Source organism: Niallia sp. (assembly GCF_031978665.1).
In the GTDB taxonomy this organism is placed as follows: Bacteria; Bacillota; Bacilli; order Bacillales; family Cytobacillaceae; genus Niallia.
Map to the genome: position 1 here is coordinate 1 of NZ_DALZDK010000041.1, position 19,661 is coordinate 19,661.

A 19,661-nucleotide genomic window follows, 5' to 3' on the forward strand; every position below is an offset into this window, starting at 1 on the left:
TGTTTACTTGTCACTAAAGTAAGTGGATAAAGTCTTGTTCCACTTCCGCCAGCTAAAATTATACCCTTCATATTTATTCACCTTTCATTTCACTAAATTTATTTTTATTAAGCAATAACTTCTTTAAAATCACCCTATTTTCGTACACAAATAGGAATGAAATTAATATGACTAATACATTTGTTGTATTATAAAATACAGTTAATTGTATTAAATTTAGTACAATCAATTGCATTATTTTTTTATAATTATATTTAATTATAAAATAAATTCTTGTTTGATAAACTCTATAAACAAACATAACAAAGAATGATACTAGCGTGGCAATTGATGCACCCATTAACCCCAAAATAGGGATTAAAGCAATATTCAAAGCTATATTAATCAACCCCGCTAAAATTGAGCTTGATAGAGCACCCATTGTTTTTTTACTACTTTGAAAAGCAGTTCCATAAAAAGATGACAAAGCTGAAAAAACAACAGAATATAATAATATAGGTATTAAATATAATGCTTCATAGTATTCTGAGCTTAAAAAAAGGAAAATAAGTGGGAATAATGGTATCAGTATTAAAGTGATATTTAACAAAATACTTAAATAATTATCGAATACGGTTGAATAGTATTCATTTCTATCTTTATTTTTATAAGTTACAATAGCTGATTCTTGCCACGCTAAATTAAAAACTCCAACCGCAAAAAATAAAATATTGGAAAACCGATATGCAATTGCATAAACACCATTAAAGGAATCCCCCATTAAATAACTTATCAATAGTCTATCTGACATATTTATTAACCACCACGATAAATAATTGGGAATTAACGGCAAAGAGTATAGTATCAATTTTTTTAAAATATTATAATCTATCAACCTAGCTTCAAAATATTTCAATACATTATTAGCAATAATTAAATAAACAATACCAACTACATAAGCAAATATTGATGATATTAGTAAACCTATGTACCCAGTTTTAAACACAACTAAAAGCAACACATTAAAAATTGCGATACCTATAGAATATAAAATTCCGGAAATAGCGTAGTATTTAGATTTATCAATACCTCTTGCGACATTTTGTAAATATATAAATAAAATATTTACAATTGTTAACAAAGTCCATAAACTGATTTCTAAACCTATCTTATTATCATTTATGAAGATACAAAAAATACTAATAGTAATTATTAAAAGTGTTAAATTTATTAGTAAGCCAGACAAGGAAGTTGTAATTATTTTTCTAATATTATCTGAATCATCTTCATCTATTAAAAAACGTAGAGCTGATTCTGATAATAAAAAAGAAATTAACGGAACAGCTAACGCAACTATCGAATTATACATATCAAACTTTCCAAATTCTGCTGTTGACAAATAGAATGTATATAAGGGTAACATTACAAAAGCTATAATCTTAGATAAAAAATTTCCAATTGAATATATTACTGTATTAAACAAAAGCTTATTATGCATAATGTTAATGTCTCCTTAGATGATGCCAATTCTTAAATCTTAAAATTATGTTCTTTTATTTATTTCCATGTTGATTGTAAATAAATTCATCCATATATTTAAAATTCAATATTGAATCTTGGTATTTATCATTCATATTTATAAATTTGCTATCCCGTGAGTTTATAATTCTTTCAAAATTGGAAGGTTGAATATTCAAATCATGAATATTTATAAACCCATCAGACTTAATTGATTCGTAAAAATAATCAATTTTTGGACTATAAGATAATGTTAATGTTGGTACTCCGAATATTTCAGAAGCTATACTACCATGTAATCTACCAGAAAGATGAAATTTAGAATTAAAAATTAATTTATTTATATTGTCTATCGTTGACTTCTTATCGTATGTTATCTTTGTTCCGAATTTACTAAATTTTGAATATAATAACTCACAACTAGAGTGATCATATTTTGTATCTAACGCAACTAGTATTACTTCTTGAAATTCATATTTATTTACTATTTCATTAATACAAAATACAACTCTATCCATAAGTTTTTCTTCTTCATTACAATCCATATAACCATTTAAGTTTCTCCAAGAAACTACTATATACTTATTATTAAGATTTTCATTAAAACTACCATCCAAAATATTATTAAAATAAGCATATGCTAAATCCTCTGCAACAAAAAAATCTGTATTATTAGATAACCGTTTAGCATTCTTATATGAATCTTCATCTCTAAATACAATAAATTCACTATTGCTTAATAAAAATTGGGTTTTCCAAATCCTATTCCTCTTAGTCAGATTCCCAATACCAACTCCTACGTAAGCAATTTTGCCCCCAAATAATTTTATTAATGAAAAAGATTTGAAATTCCCATCTCCATCTTCATCAGTAAAAATAGTTCCCCCTCCCCAAATATTGATATCTGATTTGGAGTATTCTTTAACTTTTTTTATCTTTTCATATTGTGAATATTTATAAAAAGGTTCTATTTTAATATCATTACCTAGATGACTATAATTTTTTTGTAAATTATTATCAAACATATCTATTAATGTAATCCTAGAATTTCGTTTTTTAAAATAATCAATAAGAATTTCCATCATAATATTATCGCCATAATTAGAGCCATAATATCCCCATAATACAATATTCATAATTCTACACCTTTCTTAATCTGTATCCTAATTAAATCATTTAAAGTTATTAGATAATATTTGATTTAAGTTTTCTGCCCACTTTTCTAATGAATAAAACTTTTCTACAAAACTACGTCCGTTCACACCTAGCTTCATTCTTAGTTCTGGATTTTGAATTAAAGTTGTTATTTTTTCTACCCATTCATCTTTCTCGTATGCTAAAAATCCATTATAGTCATTAATAACAATTTCATTATTTACCCCTATAGGAGATGCAATAACAGGTATTCCTACTGCCATATACTGTAGTAATTTTAGTCCACATTTCCCTTTGGACCAATTAGAATCATTCAATGGCATTATACCTATATCACATTGTCTTAACATTTCATATTCAGTATCTAAACTCCATTTTTCAACTTCTACATCGAAATCAGGAAAACTATTTTTAATTTCCTCTTTAGCTCCTATAAATTTCAATTTAATTTTCACATCCAAATTAAATTTATTTATTTCACTAAAAATGGTAGTTAGTTGATTTAAATAACTAGAATTACCTGGATTACCAACCCAGCCAATAGTTACATAATTGGGCGATTTTTTATTTATAATACTATACTCTCTGGGTATTATATGATTGGTATCAACGACAGTTGGTACTATAACTGTATTTACATTATATTTACTTACATAATCTTCCAAAAAATCATTACCACAAATAACCATACTAGAATCTTTAAAGCTTGCATTAAATCTAGTTCCATATTTCAACTTATACAATAATTTATTAGAACCACTAATTTCTTCAGTTTCAGTTGTAAAAACAGCATCATCTATATCTATAACTATATTTTTGTTAAATATCCTTATTATTTTTTCAAAAATAAGTGGACCAAAAGGAAAAATATCTCTATGAATTACAACTACATCGTATTTTTTTACAAATAAACAATCAAAAAATCTTTTAATAATCATAATAGGCATTTTCAAAAGTATATTACCTAGGCTATTTGATTTCCACTTTTTATATAGATCATCAGTTAAAAATGGTTTAACTGTACAATCATGCCCCTTTTTTTCTAAATATTCAATATATTGATAAACTCTGTATCTTGAACTTGCTCCTATTTCTGCTGTTGGTGTAAAAAATAATATTTTCATTTGCTTATACTCCTATAAAAAAGTACTTTATAACTTAATCCTATAAAAAATGCAATATTCCATAAAAAATGTTCTTGTAAAGGAGTCCAACCAGTTAATCCATAAATCAAATAATGTAAAATACATCCAATAGAAACTAATACTATTATTTTCAACCATTTTTCTTCAATATTTTTCAACTGTTTTATACTTACAACCAAAATACTTATAAATATACAAAACCAAGATAATACTCCAAAAAGTCCTAATTCAGCCAGTTGAAGAATATAAATGTTATGGGCAGGCGTTCTTAAAAAATCATGAATAGCCCAAGTTGGAATAGTTCCTGTTTCTTTAATATTAATTGATGAACTGGTGTAAGCATTAGGTCCAACGCCCCAAAAAAACGTTCTTTCTTTAATAACTTCTTTACTTAAATCAATAAATTGCAATCTATCTTCAACCATATCCTTCGAATTTTCACTAAAAAATAAATTACTTGCCAGAGTATAAACTAATATAAATAAAAGAAAAATTGTAGCAATAAGCTGAATAATAGTCTTAAGACGTAAACGCTTGTATACTATATAAATAAACAAGATTGCTATTGTAGTAGAAATCATTGCTCCTCTTGAGCCAGTTAGAAATAATGATATTATGTTTATCATTAAAATAATAAAGCCTATTCTTTTCTTAGCTCCAACTAGTATAGTTGAAACAAAAAATAAAATTACTATACCTAAATAAACTCCCAGTTCTCCTGGATGATTAAAAGTACCTACAGCTCTATAAGTATCGCCTCTAGTAGCAAAACTATCATAATTATTTCCCATGAAAATCATTGCTAATTTATTGATTTTAAATACCGAAAACCCTATTGACAAAACAAAAAGAATAATAGAGTTAGTTACCATAGCCCAAAAAATTGAATTAAAATGCTTCATTGGCTTAAAAACTCTAACTATTAAAACAAAAAAGACAACAATTTTGATAATATTAATTAGTCCTGCAATCGAAAAAAGAATATCAATAGAGGTTAATGTTCCTAAAATAAATAATAAAATATAGAGAATAGAAAAAAATATAAAACCACTTTTTCCTTTTTTAGAATTCACATATTTATTTTTCTCACTACGCTTTGATGAAAAATTATAAAAAAATAATACTATAATAAAAACATCAATAAATCCAAACCTAATTTCTGGAACAATAGGCGAAACTAAATCTGATGTATTCAACTTATAAAAAGAATATTTTTTACTAATCATTAATGAGGAAACCATTACAAAAAAAACTATTTTTTCATTTCTTATAAAAATTAATAAAAATGTAATTGCTATAAAAAGAAATAGCATTAAATTTTCTATTCCATCAATTATTATAGAAAGTAAACCACCTAGTATAGCGGATAATAAAACTATTAATACCACCCTTGATGAATTCATTCTTTTAGAATGAGAAATCATGTTTCAGAGTCCACCTTTAAATTTATTCATTATAATAAACTTTTTATAGCAGATAAAATAATTCCAACCTTTGTTTTATTATCTGCAGCATAATATGGATTTGAGCAATAATTTAATAAAGGGATAGTTACTTGTCCCCACTCGAATTCCTTTTTAGCAATAGTTAAATTTTTTTTCATTTCATTATACAATTGTTCATTTTGCACAATTTCCAAAATTGCGTTTTTCAAATCACTTATATTTTCTGCCTCAACAGCTAATCCAATCTTCTGATCAGTAATATACTCAGCAAAATAATCACCTTTAGTTGAAATTACTGGAAGTTCCGACCATAAATAATCTAGAATTCTTGTCCTAAAAGAATACTCAGTTTCAATAGTATTATAATGTGTAGATACTCCTATATAGGCGGCATTTAGATATGAAAATCTATTATTATATGGCACCCACACGTTGTTAAAGAAAACGTATTTATCTAGCAAATCCAAATCTTCCGCCATTTTTTTAGCTTCATTATATTTTTTCATTTTTGGAACTTTTGGATCTGGATGCCCAGCTCCCATAAAAAATAACTTAACATTATTATTAATCTTTATAACTTCATTCACTGCTTTAATTAATGTTAAAGGATCAAACCAATTCCATATTCCCCCACCCCATATTAATATTTTATCATTTTCGTTAATAACAGAATTAAATTCACTATAATTGTATGGCGTTAACTCATCTTTTGCCTCTTGTAAACCAAATGGAACTATAAATAATAATTTATTTAATTCAACATCATTCTTGTAAGTTTTATTATTTATTCTACCAATAAGACTTAAACATCCATGCCAATAAGACTTTTGTTTTTCAGATGCACACATAAATACATCGCCAATACTTAAAGCTACTTTTAGCTTCGTTTTACCGTATTTCATCCTTAAAAAAGATTTCAAATCCTTTTTTCCTTTGTACATTTCTAAATATTCTAAAAGAATAGGGTCATATAAATCTATAATTAACTTTTTATTAAGTAGTTTCCCAAGTATCATTGCTAATATCTTAGTTGGTTGACATATTATAATATCAGCTTTTCTAAAAGCTTTAAATAAATTTACGTTATTATATTTAACTAGATCAATTCCCTTTATAGAAAAATCTTTTTCTATATTTTGCGCAAGTAAAGTTACATGGTGTTTTGAAGATAATTTCTTTGAAAACTCCATGTACCTTATTGATGGTCCTGACACACTTTCTCCAATATTCAAATTAGAAAATAAAACTATATTCATAATTTATCAAACCTCATATTTTCATAATTTGCTTGCAATTCTACAACTGAATTTTTAAAATTAAAATTCTTATCAACGAATAACTTACCATTATTACCTATTTCCTTTAATTGATTCTTATTTTTTACAAAATTAATGATAATTTCTTTCATTTCGTTATAATCGGTAAAATGAATATATTCTTTATTAGGAATTGCATTGATACCCTCTATACCAATTTCATTTGTAACTACTGGTAAACCACTTGCCATAGCCTCTAGTACTTTAATCTTTATACCTGCTCCAAGAATAAGAGGAGCCACAAATAAATCACTAATATTAAAATAATAACTTGGATCATTTACAAACCCTGTTACATAAATGTTGTTTTTATTATGGTATTCTAACAGCCTTTCGTGGGGTTTGTTACCAACAATATAAAAACTAATATTCCCATTAGTATATTTATATAAATCTTTATAAACTGTTTCTATAAAGTTTATAACAGACAAGTAATTTTCTACTCTATTCATTGCTCCATAGAATAATAAATTAAAATCAGAGTCTTTTTTCTCAATATTATTGATACTAATTGAATTATTATAGTAGGGACATATTACTTGAATTTTTTTTTCCGAAATATTATTTTCAACTAATAATTTTTTATCCTTATAATTCAAAGTTAAAATTAAGTCACAATAATTCAGTAATCTTAATTCCTGCTTTTTACCAATTTTATATTTTATATTATTTTTAATTTTATTTATAATACTCGAACTATTTTTCCAGATTCTTTCAAGCCTTAGAAAGTTCACATCATGTTCACATACTACAATTTTCAAACTTGGAAACTCTTTTTTTAGAAACGGTGCAAAAATTAATGAACTAGTCCACTCAAGTTGAATAATATCAATTTCAAAATCATTTAATACCCTTTTTATATGTTTCACCATTAATCTATAATTAAAAATATCTAAAAAACTAAACTTTAGATTTAAAACCATAGAAAAAGCACGTATAAGCGGTGTTTTTTCTAATCTTTTAATCGGAATAACTTTAAAAGAAGGTAATAGTATTTCATTAATATTTATCTCACTTGCTTTATAAAAACTTAAATCAACAATATTGTTTTCTTTTGATAGCTCAACCAAATAATTATAAAATGACTGACCGCCTGCATGTGGAACTTTTTCGTAAGGCAGCTCTTGGGAAATATACAGAATATTCAATTAAAAACACCTCTTAGCTTATACTCTTTTCAATATGCACCTTTTTTTAACAATACTTGTATAACTGTTTTAAAGAGTATTTTTATGTCTAAACTTAAACTCTTATTATAAACATAATACAACTCAACGTTTACTCTCTCAGGATAGCCGACATTACTTCTTCCGCATACTTGCCAATACCCAGTTACACCTGGCTTAACGGAAAGAAATTTTGCTTTTTCATTTCCATACTCAGATAATTCTTCTACAACTACTGGCCTTGGTCCTACAAGACTCATTTCTCCTTTAAGCACATTTAAAAATTGTGGAAGTTCGTCTAAACTAGTCTTTCGAATAAATTTACCAAATTTCGTTATTCTAGGATCTTCATCTTGCTCTAACTTGAAGTTGTTTTCTACATATTTTTTAAACAAAGTTTCATTCTCTTTAAGTTTTCTTTCGGCATCGACCACCATAGACCTGAATTTATATATGTAAAACTCCCTACCATTTTTTCCAATTCGCTTTTGTTTAAATAATATACTCCCTTTATTCTCCCCAAATAAGTAAAAAGTAGTTAAAAGTATCATAATAGGAAAAGTTAAAATTATACCCACTATAGCTCCGATTAAGTCCATCATTCTTTTTAAAACACCATACAAATTTGCTACATCCTTCGTATTAGCTTTGTAGCTCATATTTAAAACATTATTATCTTTTTCTAAGTTCAATTTATTCCCCCACTTCCTCTTAATAAATACAAAATGAACTTTATTTAATATAACTTTATAGAATCAAAAATTTTTTCAAAATATCCCTAAAAACTTTCTTTTTTTATGAATTAACTCTGGCATTTCTTTAATAACGTTTTTATTATTAACTAGAATTTCCGCATTCTCTTTGAAAAGAAATAGAAAATCACTCCCAAATATCTCTTCAATAGTATTAAAAGCTTGTAAAATCTTAAAGCTTCGATTATGTACATTATGAGCATCCGAAGCCACAAAATGAGTAAGATTATGCTCAATCAACCGCTCAGAAAATTTTTTCACGTTCTTACCAAATTGACCTACAATACTTGATGCAGTCACTTGTGTTAATGCACCATTTTTCACAAACTGATAAAGAAGATCTGGCTTCTCCTGCAACTCTTTATTTCTCTCTGGATGTACAATGATTGGAATGATTCCCTCTGTTTGCAGTTCATATAATAATCTTTCTGCATATCGTGGAACAGAGGAAGAAGGAAACTCAATGAAAAGGTATTTTGTATGATTAAGTGTTAGAATTTCTTCCTTATAATAGTCTTCTAACACTTCCCCATAAATTCTCACTTCCTGTCCTGGAAGTATCGTAAGAGGAATATTTTCTTGTATTAAAACGGTGTTTAAATCATTTACTTTTGTAAGAATAGAAGATTTCGAATTACTAAACTGATTATTCTTATGATGGGGAGTAGCGATAATTGTTGTTATCCCTTCTTTCACAGCGGCATTTGCCATCGCTACACTATCTTCAATTGTCGCTGCCCCATCATCAACCCCAGGTAATATATGACAGTGGATATCAATCATCGTGCTACCCCTCTCTATTTTTTTACTAATCTATTATTATTTTCCTATAACAATATAAAATAGTACCATCGAACTATTTATTCGTAAATAGCGAAGAATGTCGAATCCTGACTAATTAATTGTCAGTTTGTACCATAATAATAATAATCGCCCTTTTTGTCGGCTTTTTTATTGTTTAGAACAACACCTAATAGCTTTCCTGAAGTGGCAGATAACTTTTCTTTCGTCTTAACGACTGCCTCTTTATCAGTTGTTCCACTACTAACTACTAATATACTTCCATGGCAAAGATTAGCGAGTACTTGAGCATCTGTAACGGCTAATACTGGCGGTGTATCAAACAAAACAATATCAAACTCTTCTAAAGCACGTTCTAAGAAATGCTCCATCGCACGGGAACCCAATAGCTCGGATGGATTTGGTGGAATTGGCCCACTAGGTAATACATACAGATTTTTCTCATCATTTTCCTGAACAGCTTCCATTATGCCTAGTTGATTTGTTAAAACGGATGTTAATCCAGTCGTATTAGTTAAATTAAACGTATAATGAACAGTTGGCTTACGCAAATCAGCATCTACTAATAATACTGTTTTTCCTTGCTGGGCAAAAACAATTGCTAGGTTTGCTGCCGTTGTTGATTTTCCTTCTCCTGGTCCTGAAGATGTTACTAAGATAGAACGTATTTCTTCATCAATACTTGAATAAAGGATATTTGTACGAATCGTTCTGTATTGCTCAGAAATAGGAGATCTCGGATCATACTTTGTAATAAGCTTTCTTCTATTTAAGGATAGACCGCCTTTTTTGCTTCTCTTACTTGCTGCCAAGTAAATCCCCCCTACTTCTTCCTTTTTGATTGCCTCTTTGCTTTGCATCATGGCTTTCATCAATTGTCGTAATTGCTCCTAGAACTGGTAAATCTAATAGTTTCTCAATATCTTGTTCTGTTTTTACTGTATTATCCAAGTATTCTAGTAAGAAGGCTAATCCAATACCAATCATTAAGCCTACTACTGCAGCAATCGCAATATTTAGTGGAGGATTCGGACTGATTGGTGCTTGGTTTTCTTGATCTTCCGCTAATGGCAATACCTTCACATTATCGATAGTCATAATATTCTTAATTTCTTTTTCGAATACTTCTGCTGTTTTGTTAGCAATTTGTAATGCTACTGTTGGATCCGGATCTGTAACAGATAGAGTCATTACCTGTGAATTTTGTGCGCTTTCTACAGTGATTTTACTATTTAAAGCTGATACACTCATATCTAAATCTAACTCTTCTTTTACAATATTTAAGATAGCCGCACTTTTTAAAATAACACTATATGTGCTAATTAATTGTACATTTGCCTGTACTTCACCTGTGTTTATGGCAGCTGTGGACTCGTCTTTCTTTTGGTTAACAAGAATTTGTGTTGAAGATTTATACTCCGGGGTAATAATAAAGTAACTAACTACTCCACTTACAATCATCGCAATTAAAGTAATGGAGATAATAAGCACTATACGTTTCTTAAGTGTGTCGAATAATTCTTTCAGACTAATCGTTTCTTCCATGATTTCCTCCTAGAAAAAAATAAAAAACTAGTAATATTATATCATATATTATTGCATTGCCTGTCATTTCTTGTCATAATTTTAATAGAATTGAAATGTTTTTACGAATATTACTATACCAATTAATTGACATTTTTCCTATCTATTTTTCAAAAAAGGGAGAAACTTCCTGTAAATTCGACAATTTTACGGTATACTACTACCAAACTACTACTATACTTAATCTTCTGGAGGTTTAAATGAAAGCTGCTATTCTATCCATACTTTCCATTATTCTCGTTGTTGTTCTAGTGATTGGTAATATCCATTGGAATATCCGTGACGAAAGTCCCCTTTCTAGCATTCAATCCGATAAAGATACTGACACTGAAGTTGCAGAACCTGAAACTTACTTTAATCTTGATTACTATATGAGTTTTGCAAAATCATGGCCTGATCATGCTCAAGAAGTGCTTGAAAGCAAATTAACGGATAAACAATCCTTTCATATTTTGTTGATTGGATCGGATGCTATTGGTGATCAAGATCTTGGCTTAATTACTCCTTTAAAGGAAGCTTTAGCTAATAAGTATGACCAATATGTAACGATTGATAGCATTGCTTATGACGGGACTACATCAGATTATGTAAAAGATGAAGCGTATGAAGCTCTGATTGACAAGAAACCAGATATGGTTATCTTCGAACCTTTCCTGTTGCATGATAATAGAGAGAAATTTGATACGTCCAAAACGTTAACAAACATCAATAAGGTAATTAAAGCGACGCAAGATGAGTTGCCTGATGTTACGTTTATTCTGATGCCAGCACACCAGCTCTATGATGCTAATCTCTATCCTATGCAAGTGAGTGATATTCAGAAGTATGCCGAAGCACAGGATATTCCTTTTTGGAACCACTGGGAAGTTTGGCCAGATGGTAAGGATGAAAAGGTGCAAGATTATTACAAGGAATTGGATGATAATACATCGATTGCAAATGAACAAGGCTTTGCGCTTTGGAGCAATTACTTAGCGAAAAAGCTTATTGCTAAGTAATAAAAATGTCATATAAATAGGGAATATTTATATGGTATTTATCTAAGCGAGTACTACTCGCTTTTTTCCTTTTCACCAGTTCGATATAACGCACAGTCATCATATCACATTTTCTGAATATTCGTAAATAAAAATTTAGTTATACAACAATGTAAGCGCATCCTAGTTTCCTCTATTATAATAGCTAAATAATCTATATCTAATAATTGTAAAAGGTAATTGTTAACTCTATGTTAAGTAAATATTAATTCTGTGTATATCGAGCTTACTCTTTTACATCTCTTTTCTATTAAACTACTTGAATTTTTATAACTTCCTAACAAACTAACTATCCTAGTTCTTTCTTCCTATAAGCATTTCTTATTTTTGAATCTACCATAATTTAGTAGTAAAATAGTACTTTTTTCTGCCAAAATTATGCTAGAATAGTAGTGTTATACAGACGTATTCTGTAAAAAAATCAAGAAGGGTTTTGAGGATGAGGAAAAACGTTTTATTGTTAGTTGCTGTAATGGTATTTAGTTTGGTGTTTCCTTCTAACTTAAGTATTGCCATGGAAAATGAAAATACAGAAAAGTTGGATACTGACTTGAGCTATTATTTTATTTATTATAATGGCGAAAAGCAGGAGATTAATCTGAATGAAGAAGTAGTTTTACATGTAAATGGTTGGACTGATGAGACACAAACATCTGTTCAAGGCTATATAACCGATAAATTCGGTGATCATGAAGCCTTTTCCATGAATGTTGGAGAAGAACGAGAACAGCTTTCGATTTCGGAAGAAGAAAGCATTTCTTATCGAATAACGCCTTCTGATTCTTATAAAGCAGAAAAAGTAGAACCGGTTACTTTCACAGATCAGGTCACTGTGGTCACTGAAAATGATAACGGTACATCGATAGAAGAAGTAAAGATGGTAGATGAATACGGAACAGTTATTCAAAACCAAGGCTTATTCTACTATTCTACGGACGACAAGCAACAAAAAGCTGTTATTACGAAAGAAGAGTATGCTGCTTTAAATGTTGTAAAAGCCCCTTCTTCTACTGAAGATGCAGAAGAAGCTTCCACTCCTACTGAGGACGTTCCGGAAGAATTGCCAACCGATGAAAAGGTGCAGAAAGAGGATGATCAGAAGGCTACCGCAGAAACGGAGGATACTTCTACAAGCACATCAACAGAGAAAGCTCCTGCTGTCATGCCGAAAGCAAAGGCCTCTCGTGCTGTGATGAAGTCCGTTGATGTAAATCCTTCTATAAACTACGCAAGCTATGTTCAAGGGAGCGGCTGGCAAAATGCCGTTAAGGACGGCGCTTTATCAGGAACAAGTGGGCAAGCGAAGCGATTAGAGGCATTGAAGGTTTCCCTAAATGACAATGACCTTTATTCTGGTGGAGTAACCTATAAAACGCATGTTCAAGGGATTGGCTGGACAACAAATGCGAAGGATGGGGCAATTAGTGGTGCTCCTGGTCAAAACAAGCGTATGGAAGCAATCCAGGTTCAATTAACTGGAGAAATCGCCAAACACTATGACATTTACTATCGCCTTCATGTCCAAAGCTTTGGCTGGCTTGGCTGGGCAAAAAATGGTGCATCTGCCGGTACGGAAGGTCTTTCCAAACGAGTAGAAGCCATTCAGATTAAGCTTGTGAAAAAAGGAGAAAAGGCTCCTGGCACAACAAGTAAATCCTTTCTTAAAAAGCCGTCTGTTGCCTACGCTACACGTGTTCAGACCATTGGCTGGCAGTCTAGTGTGATAGATGGCGCAGTAAGTGGTACTTCTGGACAAGCAAAACGACTAGAAGGCATTAAAATCAAATTAAGAAATAATGAAGCATATAGTGGAAATATCGTTTATTCCACTCATGTACAAGGGATCGGCTGGCAAAATAACGTGGCAAATGGAAGTCTTTCTGGTACTTCTGGACAAAACAAGCGTCTTGAGGCGATTCGCATTAGTCTAAGTGGCGATATGGCGAAGCATTACGATATTTATTATCGTGTTCATGCCCAAACCTATGGCTGGCTGGGCTGGGCGAAAAACGGAGTATCTGCTGGTACCGAAGGACTTTCCAAGCGTTTGGAAGCCATTCAAATTGTCCTTGTAAACAAAGGAGGAAAGGCTCCTGGTTCAACAAGTACCCCTTTTGTTACGAAGCCTTCTATAACATACACGACTCATGTACAAAGCAAAGGCTGGCTTTCCAAAGTGAAAGATGGTGCTTCAAGTGGTACGACAGGACAAGCAAAACGATTAGAAGCAATCAAGATTGATTTAAAAAATGCTGCTTTTAGCGGAAATATTGTTTATTCTACCCATGTACAAGGCTTAGGCTGGGTAGCAAATTCTGCGAATGGTGATATGAATGGTACGGAAGGACAAAGCAAACGTCTGGAAGGAATCAAGATTAGTTTAACAGGTGAAATGGCCGAACATTACGATGTTTACTATCGTGTGCACGCACAAAGCTACGGCTGGCTTGGCTGGGCAAAAAATGGGATGAAAGCTGGAACAGAAGGATTGTCGAAGCGTTTAGAGTCTATTCAAATTAAGCTCGTTCCAAAAGGCACTGGTTCTTCTGTGAGTGCAGCAAAGGCACTGATACAAGCGAAATCCATTTTCTTAGATCCAGGACATGGTGGATCAGATCCTGGTGCGATGGCAGGTGGCTATACAGAAGCGGACTTAAACTTATCCGTTGCGAAGAAAGTGCAGAAGCTACTGAAAGACCGCGGCTATATCGTTTATATGTCTCGTACATCTGATACGTATGTTTCGTTATTAGATCGCTCGAAAAAAGCAAATGCACTGAACCCAGACATTTTTGTGAGTCTTCACCATAACTCAACGGGATCAAGTGCTACTAGTGTAAACGGAATTGAATCGTATTACTACAAATACTATCCAGGCTATCCTTCCGTTATCAATAGTAAGATGCATAACAATTCAACCCGCATTATGAAAAGTACTATGCTCGCTAGCCTGATCCAGAATAAAATGGTTAGCTATACTGGTGCTGCGAATCGCGGCATTGATGGCGATACTTTTGCAGTGTTACGAGAAACAGCTGTGCCTGCGACTCTTTTAGAGCTAGGATTTATCAATAATCCAACGGAGCGCAAAAAGCTTGTAACAAGCAGCTATCAGAATAAAACAGCAAAAGCTATTGCAGATGGAATTGAAGCTTATTTTAAGAGATTCTAATAGATTAACGTTTTTTGATTAAGGATCAGCGTGAATGCTGGTCCTTTTTTCTATATAGATACCATGACATTCCCCTTTTCCCCCTAGTCATATTACAATTTATTTACTCTTATCGTCAGGTGCTTGGGTTCGTCCATTCCTATGCTATAATGTTTTTCGAGGTGATTTAGATGGGTGATTTGCAAGTATGGTCACAATGGGAGCGATTTATAGCTGCTTTTGAGCGTTTTAACTGGATAGATATAGGGATTGCCTTGCTAATCTTTCTTGTTTTCTTAGGATTTAGAAAGCTATTTACGACCTATATTTTCAAGTTAGTGTTAGGAATGGTAAAGAAATTACCGGTAGATATTGTTTCAAAAATATTATTAGCGTTTGAAAAACCACTTCGTTGGTTCTGGGTCATCATCGGAACTTACTTGGCATTGACCTATTTGCCATTTCCGATTACAACCTTTAACTTTGTGCAACAAATTTATAAGTCGTTTATTATCGGATTAGCCGGTTGGGGAATCTTTAATTATTTTTCCGATCAGTCCAATCCTTTTGAACGAATGGTGTCTCGCACAAAATTAGATTCGGATAGTATGCTGATTCCTTTCTTAGGCAAGGTATTCCGTATGCTTGTCGTTATCTTTACAGCTGTTAGCATTTTGGACATATGGGATATTCAAATTGGTGCCTTCGTTGCTGGTCTCGGAGTTGCAGGTCTTGCCTTCTCCTTAGCAGCACAGGATACCGTTGCGAACTTCTTCGGCGGCGTCGTCATTATCACGGAAAAGCCTTTTTCCAAAGGAGAATGGATTCAAACTCCTTCTGTAGAAGGAACAGTTGAGGATATCACATTCCGCAGTACGCAAATTCGCACATTTGCTGATTCGGTTGTAACAGTTCCTAACTCCAAGCTTTCCAATGAAGCAATCACAAACTGGTCCAAAATGTCGAAGCGACAAATCAGCTATGAATTGGCAGTTTCCTATAACACGCCAAACGAAAAGTTAAAGGCTGCTTTATTAGAAATAGAAGAAATGCTGCGTGCACACCCTGGTGTAAATCAAGATGTCATCATGGTACGCTTCACGGAATTCCGTGATTACAGCTTAGGAGTATTCGTCTATTTCTTCACAAAGACAACTGTTTGGGCTGAATATTTAGGAGTCAAAGAAGAAACAAATTTAGGTATTCTTAGCATTTTTGAAAAACATGGAATTGAAATAGCCCTGCCTAGTCAGCAGATTTATTTGCCGGAGAAAGAAGAGAGTAAGAAGTTGTTGGCTGGGGAGTGAGTTTTTGGAGCATAAGACAAGGCGCGGGGGTGCCTTGTCTTTGTTTTGTTTGTAGGTGGTTGTTTGGCTGATACATTTGTGGTTTGGATCATTTCTCTCTTTGTTTGGATCATATATTTGTTTTTTGGATCATTTCCTTCTTAGTTTGGATCATATATTGTTTTTTTGGATCATTTCCTTCTTTGTTTGGACCATATATTTGCAATTCGGCTCATTTTCCATGCTTTTTTGCTGATTCACTTTCCGCTTCCACTTCTCATTCTATTAATTTTAGCTAATCTACCACCATTCTATCGGTAATTTGTTTTTTCCTTGATAAATCTACTACTTTTTTTCCGTTTTGGCATCTGGTAGTTGCGACATATGTAGAAGAAAGTTAAGGAAATTCTATATTAACTCTCCTTCCCAGATAGACTCTTCTTGAAGTTGCTCTTTTTATGGTGCCTTACACCGAAACGCCTTCGAAAAAGCGAGGGAATCTGTATAGCCAACTGATCCAACTGATCTGGCAATGGTCTTCATTTGATAATCAGTATGTAACGGAAACGCTGTATACAAAACAACAAAAGCTGCATGGGCGAAGTGTTTGTAAAAATGGTGTCGGGGGGGGCTTGTGCGCGGGGATTATCAGGCTAGAGTGTTTCAATTGCTGAAATTGGATTGAGTTCTATCAACAAGAGATAATGATGAGTAAATAGATGTATTTTCCGTTTGCCAACTCAAAGGTCATTCGTCCTATTTTTGTGATAAGTCGTTAGTAAGGGGTTTCTTACGGGTAAAGGGACTTGTCATATGATTAGGGGTGATTTCACATGGGGAACGGAAAATTTGTTAAAGGGTTTACCATAGGATTAGGCATCAGTATTCCTTTATGGACTTCTTTCTTTGGATGGCTGAAGATTCTGTTGCATCTATTTGAAAAATAATGATCATTCCTTTTCTATGTATATTCCTTTTTTCTTTAAGCATACATAGTGGTTAGAGAAAACGAATGAGTGGAGGGCAGATACTTCATCTGTCCTTTTTATCATTGGATATTAACGCATGAAATTATAGATTAAAATATATGTAGTTTGCAAGAAATATTTCGATTTCCGTAATGTCGTAGTCTTGGTCGAGCAGGAAAGTAACAAGCAGAATTTACAGATTTAAAGGTTTAGCATTCAATTATAGATTTTTGTAAACATCTACTCCACTAATAACTCCGAGCATCTTCCCTTCCGTTTCCTTTCGCTTTTTCGTACCAATATCTATATTATGGAAATGGTTTTAGTTAGAATTAATACATCCCCCTCATCCCATAAATACTCTTATGTTAAAAGTCCCCAGCCTTTTTCACTAGATTAACTTATTAACGATAAACGACTCTAGTTTTTATCTCCTATTCTAAGAAATACATGTTAGGCAAATCATACTGTTTTCCGCAAAAAGCGTTAATATGAAGCGTTTTTTGGGTAAAATGAAGTGTCATTATTGGGAGTGTTTTTACATGGGGAACGGAAAATTTGTTAAAGGCTTTACGATTGGATTAGGCATCAGTATTCCTTTATGGACTTCTCTCTTTGGTTGGATAAAGATCATAGTACATATTTTGCAAAATTAGTATTATTACTCTTTCCAAATGAAGACTATGAAGTTCAAATGTAATCAAAAGTGTTCCAATTAATTGACCTAAACTATTTTAAAGGGGAAATAAGATGGTCAAGATTAAGGTATCTATAATAGGATCGTGTGTAACAAGAGAGGCTTTTACTACTGTAAATAATCCAGATTATAAAGAAACTTATGAAGTAGGTCAAACAGCTTTTCAAACAGCGATTACAAGTTTCAGTAGCAATCCTGTTCCAGAAGGATTAATCGATATTAGTCCCGACTTTACAGCATACAAAAAAGGTGTATTTACCACTGACCTCTACAAAACCACAAGAGCTGAATTGATCGAATATCAGCCAGATTTCTTGGTTGTTGATTTCTATGCAGATGTTAGATATGGATTAGCAAAAATCGGCGATTCGATTATCACAAACAACCCAAATACATTTAGAAGAAGCAATTATTTTAAAAATAATATAAAAAGTGCTGATTTATACCATGTAGCATCTAGATATACAGAATTCTTTAAGATATTTGATCGTAATTTTGAAAGTCTAATAGAATGGATGGCTGTAGAATTACCGCAGACGAAGCTTGTTGTAAACTGTTTTAGATATAGTGCTCACTACCGTGAAAATGGTGTAGATAAATATTTTGTAAAATATCGTGAAAATACAGAAAACGATAATGTCTATAAGCGCATTTTAAGAGAAAATGATGTCTTCGATAAACTATATAAACATGTTGTGGACAAGTATGGTGTCCTAACAATCGACAACCGAGACAAAGTCTACTATGCTGACGGAGATCACCCGTACGGCGTAAGCCCTTGGCATTTCGGAAAACCATATTTTAAAGACTTTATGTCCACCTTCCACACAATTGCTTTGAAAACAAAAGTAGTGGAACCTAAACTTGAAGAAGCACAACTAGTTCTTCAATAAGGCACTTTTTTTAATAAAGGGGTAAAGGTTAATAAATATTTCATAATTGCTAAACATTTCATTAATAATACTGTTATAAAATAAGGGTATAAGAGTATTACACTAACGAGATGAGGTGCTTTAAAATGTTTGAAAAATTGTTTAACTACATCATTAAAAAACCTTTATTAAGTGCCGAAGATAATATAGAATATGAATTACTACTAGTAGCGGATTTTGAAGATTGTGAATAGAGATAAATAAATATCCTTAAATATGACGGGGCACCTTTTTAGGTGTCCTTTTATTTTTACAAAAAGGGGTTCATTCCGAGCCCCTTTTCACCATTATGCTTCCTTCTGAAAAGAAAAAGAGGCTAGAAACATTAATATATAGGCAAGTAAGCTTCCACCGAGAAAAAATACTAAACCAGGAATATATTGAAACAACAAGTAAACAACTATTACCCCGACTAGCATGGCCATTGTTTGCAGGGGGCGTGCAAAGGAGAGGATGATGGCGTGCTTGATATAGTGAACTAAGGGAAAATCATAATGAACATATAAGGGAAAGATATATAGTAAAATAACACAAAACCAAAAAAGCAAGGATAGAAAAACAAGGCTGATTAATCCATAGCCAGGATGGATTTCTGCTTGGAAAAATTTCAAATCGATATATAAAAACAAGCCAATCATCACCAATAAATAGCCTAGTATATTCGCCTGTTTGAATTCCCTTTTATAATAGCGCCAAAACGTTGCCACAATCTGTAGATCCTTCTCTCCC

At 31.9% G+C, this 19,661-nt stretch carries 16 protein-coding genes; 4 read left to right on the plus strand and 12 right to left on the minus strand.

Annotated elements, in window-relative coordinates:
• The 11 genes from RTL21_RS19495 to RTL21_RS19545 form a co-directional block, all read right to left on the minus strand.
• Window positions 1-71 (minus strand): sugar phosphate nucleotidyltransferase (locus RTL21_RS19495; protein ID WP_312098380.1); only part of this gene is annotated, 71 nt, incomplete at its 3' end.
• Between the two features lie 2 nt (window positions 72-73).
• A complete protein-coding gene (locus RTL21_RS19500; protein ID WP_312098326.1) occupies window positions 74-1,477 on the minus strand; it encodes an oligosaccharide flippase family protein in 1,404 nt (467 codons plus the stop codon).
• A gap of 55 nt (window positions 1,478-1,532) precedes the next feature.
• On the minus strand, window positions 1,533-2,633 hold the full coding sequence (locus RTL21_RS19505) for a polysaccharide pyruvyl transferase family protein (RefSeq protein WP_312098328.1): 1,101 nt from the start codon (window positions 2,631-2,633) through the stop codon (window positions 1,533-1,535).
• A 36-nt stretch (window positions 2,634-2,669) separates the two neighbouring features.
• On the minus strand, window positions 2,670-3,776 hold the full coding sequence (locus RTL21_RS19510) for a glycosyltransferase family 4 protein (RefSeq protein ID WP_312098329.1): 1,107 nt from the start codon (window positions 3,774-3,776) through the stop codon (window positions 2,670-2,672).
• Window positions 3,773-5,200, minus strand: coding sequence for an O-antigen ligase family protein (locus RTL21_RS19515; RefSeq protein WP_312098330.1), 1,428 nt, complete (start codon window positions 5,198-5,200; stop codon window positions 3,773-3,775). Before RTL21_RS19515 ends, RTL21_RS19510 begins: the two co-directional genes overlap by 4 nt.
• A 50-nt stretch (window positions 5,201-5,250) precedes the next feature.
• Entirely contained in the window at window positions 5,251-6,432 is a 1,182-nt protein-coding gene (locus tag RTL21_RS19520; RefSeq protein WP_312098332.1) for a glycosyltransferase, read from the minus strand.
• A gap of 62 nt (window positions 6,433-6,494) precedes the next feature.
• The gene (locus RTL21_RS19525) at window positions 6,495-7,706 is read right to left on the minus strand and encodes a glycosyltransferase (RefSeq protein ID WP_312098333.1); all 1,212 of its coding nucleotides are present in this window, start codon (window positions 7,704-7,706) and stop codon (window positions 6,495-6,497) included.
• Between the two features lie 29 nt (window positions 7,707-7,735).
• A complete protein-coding gene (locus RTL21_RS19530; RefSeq protein WP_312098381.1) occupies window positions 7,736-8,383 on the minus strand; it encodes a sugar transferase in 648 nt (215 codons plus the stop codon).
• Window positions 8,384-8,491: 108 nt separating this feature from the next.
• Window positions 8,492-9,259, minus strand: a complete 768-nt coding sequence (locus RTL21_RS19535; RefSeq protein WP_312098335.1) for a tyrosine-protein phosphatase — start codon at window positions 9,257-9,259, stop codon at window positions 8,492-8,494.
• 122 nt (window positions 9,260-9,381) lie between these two features.
• Window positions 9,382-10,089, minus strand: a complete 708-nt coding sequence (locus RTL21_RS19540; protein WP_312098337.1) for a CpsD/CapB family tyrosine-protein kinase — start codon at window positions 10,087-10,089, stop codon at window positions 9,382-9,384.
• Window positions 10,076-10,822, minus strand: coding sequence for a YveK family protein (locus tag RTL21_RS19545; protein WP_312098338.1), 747 nt, complete (start codon window positions 10,820-10,822; stop codon window positions 10,076-10,078). The genes RTL21_RS19540 and RTL21_RS19545 overlap by 14 nt, the downstream gene beginning before the upstream one ends.
• Window positions 10,823-11,061: 239 nt before the next feature.
• On the opposite strand from RTL21_RS19545, the gene RTL21_RS19550 reads away from it, so the two are divergent.
• The 4 genes from RTL21_RS19550 to RTL21_RS19565 all read left to right on the plus strand — a co-directional run bounded on the left by RTL21_RS19550 (window position 11,062) and on the right by RTL21_RS19565 (window position 18,893).
• On the plus strand, window positions 11,062-11,859 hold the full coding sequence (locus RTL21_RS19550) for an SGNH/GDSL hydrolase family protein (RefSeq protein WP_312098340.1): 798 nt from the start codon (window positions 11,062-11,064) through the stop codon (window positions 11,857-11,859).
• Window positions 11,860-12,337: 478 nt separating this feature from the next.
• Window positions 12,338-15,070 carry an N-acetylmuramoyl-L-alanine amidase gene (locus tag RTL21_RS19555; RefSeq protein WP_312098342.1) on the plus strand — a complete coding sequence of 911 codons (2,733 nt, stop codon included), beginning with the start codon at window positions 12,338-12,340 and terminating at the stop codon, window positions 15,068-15,070.
• A gap of 170 nt (window positions 15,071-15,240) precedes the next feature.
• Window positions 15,241-16,356, plus strand: a complete 1,116-nt coding sequence (locus RTL21_RS19560; protein WP_312098344.1) for a mechanosensitive ion channel family protein — start codon at window positions 15,241-15,243, stop codon at window positions 16,354-16,356.
• Between the two features lie 1,697 nt (window positions 16,357-18,053).
• Window positions 18,054-18,893, plus strand: coding sequence for a DUF6270 domain-containing protein (locus tag RTL21_RS19565; RefSeq protein WP_312098346.1), 840 nt, complete (start codon window positions 18,054-18,056; stop codon window positions 18,891-18,893).
• 326 nt (window positions 18,894-19,219) lie between these two features.
• Here the strand turns inward: RTL21_RS19565 and RTL21_RS19570 are convergent.
• On the minus strand, window positions 19,220-19,661 hold a 442-nt coding region (locus RTL21_RS19570), incomplete at its 5' end, for a YesL family protein (RefSeq protein WP_312098348.1).

Bases quoted from the DNA above. Each gene is read 5' to 3' on its own strand.
- RTL21_RS19500 (WP_312098326.1), bottom strand. From the start codon at position 1,477: ATGCATAATAAGCTTTTGTTTAATACAGTAATATATTCAATTGGAAAT.
- RTL21_RS19505 (WP_312098328.1), bottom strand. From the start codon at position 2,633: ATGAATATTGTATTATGGGGATATTATGGCTCTAATTATGGCGATAAT.
- RTL21_RS19510 (WP_312098329.1), bottom strand. From the start codon at position 3,776: ATGAAAATATTATTTTTTACACCAACAGCAGAAATAGGAGCAAGTTCA.
- RTL21_RS19515 (WP_312098330.1), bottom strand. From the start codon at position 5,200: ATGAATTCATCAAGGGTGGTATTAATAGTTTTATTATCCGCTATACTA.
- RTL21_RS19520 (WP_312098332.1), bottom strand. From the start codon at position 6,432: ATGGAGTTTTCAAAGAAATTATCTTCAAAACACCATGTAACTTTACTT.
- RTL21_RS19530 (WP_312098381.1), bottom strand. From the start codon at position 8,383: ATGAGCTACAAAGCTAATACGAAGGATGTAGCAAATTTGTATGGTGTT.
- RTL21_RS19535 (WP_312098335.1), bottom strand. From the start codon at position 9,259: ATGATTGATATCCACTGTCATATATTACCTGGGGTTGATGATGGGGCA.
- RTL21_RS19545 (WP_312098338.1), bottom strand. From the start codon at position 10,822: ATGGAAGAAACGATTAGTCTGAAAGAATTATTCGACACACTTAAGAAA.
- RTL21_RS19550 (WP_312098340.1), top strand. From the start codon at position 11,062: ATGAAAGCTGCTATTCTATCCATACTTTCCATTATTCTCGTTGTTGTT.
- RTL21_RS19555 (WP_312098342.1), top strand. From the start codon at position 12,338: ATGAGGAAAAACGTTTTATTGTTAGTTGCTGTAATGGTATTTAGTTTG.
- RTL21_RS19560 (WP_312098344.1), top strand. From the start codon at position 15,241: ATGGGTGATTTGCAAGTATGGTCACAATGGGAGCGATTTATAGCTGCT.
- RTL21_RS19565 (WP_312098346.1), top strand. From the start codon at position 18,054: ATGGTCAAGATTAAGGTATCTATAATAGGATCGTGTGTAACAAGAGAG.